The following is a 5,540-nucleotide window of genomic DNA, read 5'->3' as shown; positions in this document are numbered from 1 at the left end:
GCTCGGCGCCGCAAGGCACAGCAGACGCTGGCCGACTCGGACGTCGACGCGGACGTCGACGCGGACGTCGACGCGGACGTCGACGCGGACGTCGACTTGGACGTCGACGCGGACGTCGACTTGGACGTCGACGGGGACGTCGACTTGGACGTCGACGGGGACGTCGACTTGGACGTCGACGGGGACGTCGACTTGGACGTCGACGGGGACGTCGACGGGGACGTGACTACGTCGTCGGCCGTCCTGGACTCTCGGCATCACGATGTGGTGCGGGCTGCGCGGGAGGGGCGGTGCAGCGAGGCTGCCGAGATGGCGGTGATTGGTGAGCGTGAGGACATCCGAGCGCACGGGATCAATTCACCTCAGGCCCTGGCGTGGCTGTCTACCCGGGCGGTGGTGGCTGAGGTGTCTGGGAGTCCTGAGACAGCCGCGCAGCTGCGCGCTACCGTCATCCGCATGGGTGGAGATGTCGAGTGGTGGCACACGGACGCCGACGTGAGCGGGTCACAGCAAGAGCGTCGGGAGCCGCTCCCCGTACCCGCGCCGGCCCCGGAGAGTGCAGAGCCCGCGAAGAAGCGCGGGCGCATCTGGCCTTACGCGGCCGCGATTGCGGCCTTGGCGGTGGTCGCTGTCGGCGTGTGGGAGAAGCCGCAGCACGTCCCGTCGCGTGAGGAGCGGCAGCAAAAGGCCGCCGCCTACAGGGGCAGGTCCGGCACGTCACTCGACATCGACGGGGTCCACGCCAATGCGGTGGCCCGGTGGACGAGGGACAGAAGCCGGGTGATCGTGGAGCTGTCCGCCAATTTCGAGCCGGATGCTCAGTACCTGCGCATCAGTGCCGCTGGTGGGAAGAGTGCAGTCAGCACGCGGCAGGACGGGTATGTGAAGGCGCCCGAGTTGGAGTTGCCGGTTAGTGACTCGCTCGCGGATGTGGCGGTCGATATAGAGATCGGCGGAAAGACCTGGAAGGAAGGGGAGCGGGGCACCGTGCGCTCAATCCGGTTCTCCCCCATCGGCGGCGTTGCGTACGACGCGAAGACCGGGCAGCAGCTGCCCGCCGCGTAGTCCCTGCCATTGCCGGCCCGTCCCCCCGCGGGGGTACGGGCCGGTTCAGTCGGTGTCCGGGGACCAGACTGCCAGTCCGCCGCCGCGCCATTCGATCAGCAGCGTGTCGTCCAGGTGGACGTCGTCGGGGTCGAGTCCGGCCCGGCGCAGGAATTCGAGGATGTCGTTCGGGCCGAGGGCGCGGCCGAGGATCTCGCCGTCGATGCGGACGCGGCGCCCGCCCTCGGCATCCGGCGGGTAGACGATCACGCGCACGGCAGGGCTCATCCCCCCACCCTGGCGGTACCCGGTCACTCCAGCACCCCGAGTGCGGTGTCGGGGCGGCAGTGGATGCAGGCGGGCACGCCCTCGGCCAGGAGCCGACGGATCTGGTCCGCGGCCGCGGGTATGCAGCGCTTGCCGGTGGCCCAGCACTCCCCGGTATGGAGGCGGACCGGGAGCCGGCCAACGCCGATTCCGCGCTCTACCAGCCACGCCGGGGGCTCGGGCGCCGGCTGCTGCCGGGCGGTGGCAGCCTCGCGTTCCTCGGCGGCCGCCAGGGCCTGTTCTGTGCGCGCGAGTTCGCCGCGCAGGTAGGTGACGAGAGTCTGCAGCCGAGGGAGGTCGGAGGGCAGGACGGACACGTTCAGCCCCCGTACTGCGCCTGACGCGCGATCTTGCATGCCGCGCACAGCGGCGAGGCGCCGACCCCGTATCGGCAGGTCGGGGCGTGGCAGCGCGCACAGGGCCCGGTCTGGCTCGGCGCCCAGGTGACGGGCTGCGGTCTGGCGGGGGATTCGGGGGTGGACATGGCGGACTCCTGGGCGATCGGAACGTATCACTCCCATTAGATCGCATGTTCGAATTTGTGGGCGAGCGCGGCGCGCCTCCTCCGGCGCCCGTCCGGTGTGAGGCAGGTCACATCGGCGGGGGTTGCGGGGCTAAGGGGGCGATGGTGTAGCGCGTGCGCGAGTTTCACCCATCCATGCTCTGACCTGCGATTTTGTGGGACTTGCGGGGCTAGCCCCTCGCTGCTCCACAGTGCGGATCACCTCTCCAACCGGAGGGGTGATCCGCGGATTCGCGCAAGGAGTCATCTGGCATGAGCACGTCAGAAATGGGTGGGGAGTCGACGGGTGAGGAGTCCGGGCGGGAGCCGGCCGGGCCCGCCGGAGAGCCGGCCCCGCGCCGCCGCCGGCCCGGCGGGCGCCGGCTGGTGGGCCGGGTGGTCGAGACGTTCGTCGTTGAGGGGGTGCAGGCCGCGGTGTCCGCGTGGGCGCCGGAGTGGTTGGATGCGGCTCAGGCACTGACCACGGCCGCAGAGATCGCCTTACAGCTTCGCCGGGGCCGGGGCGGGCGCCCGCGCACCTAGCCGTGCCACCGGGCCGCCCACGCGGCCCGGTGCTCCGCAACACTGATGGCCGCACCCGAGTCCCGAGTGCGGCCATCAGCCCGTGCCAGATGCTCAGATCACCCCAAGCTCGGCCAGCACCGCGACACGCTCCGCCGCGAGACTCGCGCGGCGACTACGGCAGTTGGCCAGCCACACCCCCAGCTTCACCGCGTGCTCCTGGCCGTCGTGCACGACGCGCTCGACATGCCCGCGCGAGACACCGACGAGAGTGCCCTCCCGGGCGAGGTAGGCACGCGCCGCGGCCACGCTCCGGTCCCAGGCCGCCGCCCGGCCGCCGGCCCTCGGCACGGCGGCCGGCTCGGGCGCCTCCACCCCGAGAGCGATCAACCGCCCGCGCTGCGCCTCGGTCAGCTCGGCCCACGTCTCGCGCTGCCTGGCCAGCCACCGCCCGACGTCCGCGCCGTGCACCGTCACCCCGGGGGTGATCTCGTCCACCGCGGCGCCGCCATCAGTCACGAGCGCCCGTACGCCCGCGTAGTGGCGCTGCCAGTCGATCGGCCAGTCCGGGGCCCAGTCCGGATCGATCTCGGCGAGCTGCGCGGCCCGCTCCGGCATCAGGGCGCCCGGGCGGCGGCAGTTGGACAGCCATTGCCCGATCGGCCGCCCTATGGCCCCTGACGGGCCGTCCAGCGCCCGCGCGGCCTCTCCACCGGGCTCGGCGATCACGGCACTACGCGGGGCGGCCAGCGTCCCGTACCGGCCGTAGTACAGCCGCGCCGCCTCCACGTTGTCCTGCCAGTCCGCCTCGGCGGGGTCCCACACCATCCCCAGACGCTCCAGCCGCGCCGCCCGCCGGCCGTCCAGCTGACCGGACGCGTAGGCGGCTCGCTGCCGGCGGATCCACCGCCCCAGCGGATACCCCCACGACGTCTCAGCACCCAGCGGCACCCGCAGATGACCCATGCGCGCCGCCCACCGCCGCGCTGCCCAGTAGCCCCTTGTCCAGTCCTGCCGCTCAGTGTCGATCACGCGCAGCGACACCATCTCTGCGACAGCGGCTGGATCGCGCGGCGAGGAAAAGCGGAGCAGCATCCGGGATTCCTCCTCCCCATCCTCAGGGTCCGGACCGATAGACTCGCCCTCCTCACGGGGCGAATTCTCCTGCGGAATGGCGAGTATTTCCACGGCACGCTCATCGTGTGCACGCAAGCCAGAAAGCACTTTCACCAGAGGCTTATATGAGGCCGAGGTGACCATGTCGGCCGGAGTCTCATCAGGCCCCAGGAAAATCGGCACGATCAGCGAAGCGAGCTTTCCGGCATTCGGCTTTTGGCGCAGCGCCCGCCCGATCGCCTGCACAATATCGACCGACGACCCCTTGGGATCCAAAAGCGCCACCGCATCCACCGCCGGGCAGTCCACCCCTTCACCCATCACCCGGCAATTGGACAAAACCGCGCGATGCGCTGTGCCGCCGAATTGCGCCAGCACCGCCGCACGATGGTCTGCTTCATGCTCGCCCCGCAGCCACCCGGACCACACTGATTTCGGGTACATATCAGGGTTGGACGCGTGCAGCTCCTTCGCCTTCTTTTCCAGGCCCTTACAGAAAGCCTCCGCCTCCATCGTCCGGTGATGAAAGGTGATGATTTTTTGCAGCCCGTACTCGGCCGCGGTCCGCAGCAGCGCCGCTTGCAGCGCCCCCAGCCGCAGGCCGCGTACCTCCTCCTCCCGCGCCTGGGGCCCCGAGAGCCGTTCGGGCGTCACCACCGGGTCTCGCACTTCCACCACGAGGATCTGATACCGGGCGAGCAGGCCCAGGCTGATGGCGTCTGCTAGGCCCAGCTCGTACACGATCGGCCCGAAAATATCGGGGTCGTCCATGGAGCACGCGAGCTCGGCCGGCAGCGGGTCACGCGCCCCCTCCCGCACCTCCCAGGACGGCGGACGCTCGCGCCAAATCCGCGGCGTAGCCGTGAAATACAGTCGCCTCGCCGACGGAATCGCAGACTGCCGGTGAATTGCCGCCCACGCTTTTCCGAGACTCCCCGACGTCCGGTGCGCCTCATCCACCACCACGAGGTCAAGTGGCTGCATCGTCCCGTATTCCCCGCTGAATGCCTTTGTGAGGACGGGCAGAGAGGCATAGGTCGCGTACATCGTTACGGGGCCCTTTCCGTAACGCTCGGCGATAAGCACCGGGTTGGTAGTGGTGCGGACCCCCGCGGCATACAGCCCGGCGTCATCGTCCAGAGAGCACACCGCAAGTGACTTACCGTCATGTCCTTCCGTGCGCCATTCCCTTACTGTCTGCGTGAGAAGGTCGAGGGTGGGCAGCATCACCAGAATCCGGCCGCCTTTAGCGATGCGCAGCGCGGAGTGCGCGGCAATTAGTGTCTTTCCCGTGCCGCACGCCGCCACTACGGAGGCGCGCAGCCCGTTGGCGGGGATTCCCTTCGGGGGCGTGTCGAGGGCGCTCACAGCGGCCTCGACTGCTTCCACCTGATGCGGCCGGAGTTCACGCGGTGCGTTCATCGGTTCCCCATTCCTGACACCCGCTTGTTCCGGTCGCTCTACACAGTGCCTGCTTGTGATGCACGGGGGAGCGGCCGGGTGGTCATCGTCAGACGGTAGCAGGGTTGAGGCGGGCGCGTAGGCGGTTTGGTATTGGGATCGTCAGTTCTACTGTGAGTGTGTCGGGTTGGGGTTGGTGGATTTCGTGGTGGGGGTGTGCGGGGTGTCTTTCCGGGGGTATGCTGTGGGTGCTCGGCGAGGCCTGGTTCCCGCGGTGGGTCTGCTGGGTGGTCCCGGTCTGGGTGGGTGGGTCGACAGCCTGTCTGCCTGGTGGTTCTGGCGTTTCGTCAGGTCTACACAGTCAGCCGGAGTGATGCACGGCCCCCTCCGGCTGTTGCCGGCCACCGCGCGGAGCGCGGTCGGGGATTGGAGCGGAGCGGAAATCCCTGCTCCTTTTCGGAGCGCAGCGGAGAAAAGGAGAGAATTGCGCGGAGCGCAATTCCGATTCCCGCGCGCAGCGCGGGAATTGACGCTAATTCACGCGAAGCGTGAATTCTTAGCGGCGCGAAGCGCCGCGTTTCTCTGCTAGGCGCGCAGCGCCTAGGGACCCGCTCCGCGGGAGTTATGA

The 5,540-nt window shown here is 69.4% G+C and carries 4 protein-coding genes and 1 pseudogene; 2 read left to right on the top strand and 3 right to left on the bottom strand.

The window, feature by feature from the left end; translation table 11 throughout:
- A pseudogene (locus AB0F11_RS33290) lies at nt 1–1,065 on the top strand (hypothetical protein); the annotation flags it as partial.
- A 45-nt stretch (nt 1,066–1,110) separates the two neighbouring features.
- Here the strand turns inward: AB0F11_RS33290 and AB0F11_RS33285 are convergent.
- Nucleotides 1,111–1,332, bottom strand: a complete 222-nt coding sequence (locus AB0F11_RS33285) for a hypothetical protein (RefSeq protein ID WP_362181964.1) — start codon at nt 1,330–1,332, stop codon at nt 1,111–1,113.
- A 23-nt stretch (nt 1,333–1,355) separates the two neighbouring features.
- Complete coding sequence (locus AB0F11_RS33280; RefSeq protein WP_362181961.1) at nt 1,356–1,688, bottom strand: DUF6233 domain-containing protein; 333 nt, start codon at nt 1,686–1,688, stop codon at nt 1,356–1,358.
- Nucleotides 1,689–2,146: 458 nt separating this feature from the next.
- Between AB0F11_RS33280 and AB0F11_RS33275 the strand changes: the two genes are divergently transcribed.
- Nucleotides 2,147–2,416, top strand: coding sequence for a hypothetical protein (locus AB0F11_RS33275; RefSeq protein WP_362181958.1), 270 nt, complete (start codon nt 2,147–2,149; stop codon nt 2,414–2,416).
- Nucleotides 2,417–2,509: 93 nt separating this feature from the next.
- On the opposite strand, the gene AB0F11_RS33270 is transcribed toward AB0F11_RS33275, so the two are convergent.
- On the bottom strand, nt 2,510–4,933 hold the full coding sequence (locus tag AB0F11_RS33270) for a Helicase associated domain protein (RefSeq protein WP_362181955.1): 2,424 nt from the start codon (nt 4,931–4,933) through the stop codon (nt 2,510–2,512).
- Between the last annotated feature and the right edge of the window lie 607 nt (nt 4,934–5,540).

The organism is Streptomyces sp. NPDC032472 (genome assembly GCF_040636955.1).
Classification (GTDB): domain Bacteria; phylum Actinomycetota; class Actinomycetes; order Streptomycetales; family Streptomycetaceae; genus Streptomyces.
This window is presented reverse-complemented; position numbering and strand designations above follow the sequence as displayed.